At 61.3% G+C, this 1,279-nt stretch carries 2 protein-coding genes; one reads left to right on the top strand and one right to left on the bottom strand.

Annotation, left to right across the window (positions count from 1 at the left end; genetic code table 11):
- Window positions 1-815 (top strand): ATP-binding protein (locus tag ACTJJ7_RS28015; RefSeq protein WP_440969497.1); only part of this gene is annotated, 815 nt, incomplete at its 5' end.
- Window positions 816-953: 138 nt separating this feature from the next.
- Here the strand turns inward: ACTJJ7_RS28015 and ACTJJ7_RS28010 are convergent.
- Window positions 954-1,279 (bottom strand): hypothetical protein (locus ACTJJ7_RS28010; protein ID WP_440969496.1); only part of this gene is annotated, 326 nt, incomplete at its 5' end.

Genomic DNA, 1,279 nt, shown 5'->3' with positions numbered 1-1,279 from the left:
TCCGGCCGCTCAAATCCATCGCCAAGGCCGTCCGTGCCATTGCCGGCGGCGACTTTTCGGCGCGAGCCGAGACGATTCATTCGCCATTTGGCGAGGCCGAGAGCCTGATTGCCGACTTCAATGCCATGGCTGCACGGCTGGAGAATGCCGAGATTGAACTTCGCTACTCGAATTCCGCCATTGCGCACGAACTGCGAACGCCGCTGACGATTTTACGTGGCCGGCTGCAGGGACTGGCCGATGGCGTGTTTACCCCGGCACCGGAAATCTATCGGCGGCTGCTTGCCCATGTCGAAGACCTTGCCCGTATCGTTGAGGATCTGAGGGTCCTCGGCCTGTCCAATGCGGGTCAGCTCGAACTCAAGCTCGACAGAGTCGACCTGGCTGAAGAAGTGGACGCAGTGACAGCGTCGGTTGACCAGGATCTTTCAGGGTCAGGCATTATCCTCAAACGCGATCTTGGCCGTGCGATCACCTTTGCCGACCGGGCCAGAATCCGCCAGGTGCTGTTTGCAGTTCTTGACAATGTTTGCCGTTACGCCCCCAAGAGCACCGTTGTGATCCAGACGCGCCAGACGCGGGACCGGGTGTTTCTGCGATGTTCGGACAGCGGGCCTGGGTTGCCGCGAGGCTCGGAAAATCGTGCCTTTGAACGTTTCTGGCGCGCAGAGGAATCGCGCGCCCGCGTCAGTGGTGGTTCGGGGCTTGGCCTGTCGGTCGTTCAGGCCATTGCGCGGGCGCATGGCGGCGATGCGACCGTTGCCAATGATAATGGCGGCACCTCCATCGAAATATGGCTGCCTGCCGCCACCTGATGATCAGACGGCGATGATTGCCGGCATATGAGAAAGATCAGGCGGACCCGGAAAATCGGGAGGACAGGACACCCCGGCTGTTTCAGCAAAAGGATCGGCCGCCCTCCCTGCCGTGCCAACGAAGCGCAGTGGCGCGTTCTAGCTTCGCAGGTCGTGCAACCCGCATATGAAGAGCGCGACCATTGCGGCCGTCCACATGGCCGCTGTCACCATGACGGTCCACCCGCGCCGATAAAGTTTTTTCGCAGAACCACCGCCGCCTTGAATGGGCGGGCCAAGCAAGCGGGATAGCGCGTTCGCATCGATGCGCCGCACATAGCCGGGTGCCTCGGTGCCGGGCGCCTCGAAATGGGGACCCTGCTGCCAACAACATCCCAAATCGGACGCAAGCGCGCTGTCCGATTGTGTCCTGACCCCTTGCACAATGACGAGACCAGAGACATGGGCGGCCTCCTTGATCAACA

It is taken from the genome of Phyllobacterium sp. 22229, from assembly GCF_052056495.1.
Classification (GTDB): domain Bacteria; phylum Pseudomonadota; class Alphaproteobacteria; order Rhizobiales; family Rhizobiaceae; genus Phyllobacterium; species Phyllobacterium myrsinacearum.
The sequence above is the reverse complement of the archived record's forward strand: the minus strand, read 5'-3'. Positions and strand labels throughout refer to the sequence as shown.